This is a genomic window from Aeromicrobium sp. PFPM2_SD2 (assembly GCF_057364525.1).
Map to the genome: position 1 here is coordinate 1 of NZ_JBNFNZ010000545.1, position 1,479 is coordinate 1,479.

The window sequence follows — 1,479 nt, forward strand, 5'->3', positions numbered from 1 at the left end:
GGAGCTGGCGGACCGCGGCGTGGTCGTGGACGACCGCGAGCCCTCGCCGACCTGCCGGGCGTACACCGGCTTCCTGGCCGAGGCGGCGGCACGGGAGCCGTTCGAGGTCGGCCTCGCCGCGGTGCTGCCCTGCTTCCGGGTCTACGCCGAGGTCGGGCGGACCGTCCATGCCGGCCGCCCCGCCGGAGCCCACCCGTACGCGGCCTGGATCGAGACCTATGCCGACCCGGCGTTCGACGCCGCCGTGGACGAGGTGGAGCGGCTCCTGGACCGCGTCGCGCCCGTGCCGTCCGACGCGGTGCTGCGCGCCTACGGCACGGCGACGCGGTTCGAGTGGATGTTCTGGGACGCCGCGTGGCGCGGCGAGTCCTGGCCGGAGCCGGCCGGGTCCTAGAGCACCAGCCAGAGACCGAACGCGGTCGGCACGAGCGAGAGCAGGATCCAGAACGGTGACCACAGTCGCGCGCCGAGGATGAAGCGGCAGCCGGCGTACTGGATGAGCGCCACGACGCCGGACATGACCACCAGGCCGATCGCGTCGCCGTGCCGGCCCTGGCCGTCGACGATGTGCCCCACCACGATGAGTCCGAGGACGCCGTGGATGGTGATGACGAAGAAGCCGATCGCGGCGACGCGGCGGCGGACCCGGTCCAGCGCCTTCATCTCGCGCGCGACGTCGCGCGGCGGCGTGCTTGCCGACGAGCTCATGCCGGCACCTCCGGGGAAGAAGAACGGTACGTCGGCACCGGCATGACGTGCCTCTCGGTCGCTCGCTGGCGCTCGCTCATGCCGGCACCTCCGGGGAAGAAGAACGGTACGTCGGCACCGGCATGACGTGCCTCTCGGTCGCTCGCTGGCGCTCGCTCATGCCAGCACCTCCGTGGGTCGGGCGCGGCCGGCCAGGTCGCGCAGGATGCGGTTGACCTCGGCGAGGTCGGCGACGTCCAGGCCGAACGTCTCCAGCATGCGGGGCGGCACCTCGAGCGCCCGCTCGCGCAGGGCACGTCCGGCGTCCGTGAGGTGGACGAGCACGAGCCGCTCGTCGTGCTGCGCGCGGCGACGCTCGACGTGGCCGTCGCGCTCCAGCCGCTTGAGCAGCGGGGTCAGGGTCGCCGGCTCCAGGCTGAGCCGGGCGGCCAGCTGCCCGACGCTCACCGCGTCGGACTCCCACAGCGCGAGCATCACGAGGTACTGCGGGTGGGTGAGGCCGAGCGGCGCAAGCACCGGACGGTAGGCGGCCACCACCTCGCGCGCGGCGACGGTGATGGCGAAGCACACCTGCTCGTCGAGTGAGAGCGGATCGTTCGCGGTCATGCCTTTAGTGTACGAAGCAAGTTCACGCCTCAGGCGATGAGGTCGATCGTGGCCCGTCGCCGCGCGCGGGCGCCGGGGCTGGTCGGTCACCTCGTCCCAGGCGGCGCGCAGCCGCCGCACCGCCTCGGTGATGACGGGGCGCCCGGGCTGCGAGTACGGCAGCCG

The 1,479-nt window shown here is 73.3% G+C and carries 3 protein-coding genes; 1 reads left to right on the forward strand and 2 read right to left on the reverse strand.

The annotated features are described in order from the left end of the window. Positions 1-394 (forward strand): thiaminase II/PqqC family protein (locus AC2W7G_RS16125; protein ID WP_485869331.1); only part of this gene is annotated, 394 nt, incomplete at its 5' end. On the opposite strand, the gene AC2W7G_RS16130 is transcribed toward AC2W7G_RS16125, so the two are convergent. Next, entirely contained in the window at positions 391-708 is a 318-nt protein-coding gene (locus AC2W7G_RS16130; protein WP_485869332.1) for a hypothetical protein, read from the reverse strand. The genes AC2W7G_RS16125 and AC2W7G_RS16130 overlap by 4 nt on opposite strands. A gap of 156 nt (positions 709-864) precedes the next feature. Next, positions 865-1,479, reverse strand: a 615-nt coding sequence (locus AC2W7G_RS16135; protein ID WP_485869333.1) for a MarR family winged helix-turn-helix transcriptional regulator, incomplete at its 5' end; no start/stop codon positions are given.

Excerpts from the sequence above, each read along its gene's own strand:
- AC2W7G_RS16130 (WP_485869332.1), bottom strand. The coding sequence starts at position 708 with ATGAGCTCGTCGGCAAGCACGCCGCCGCGCGACGTCGCGCGCGAGATG.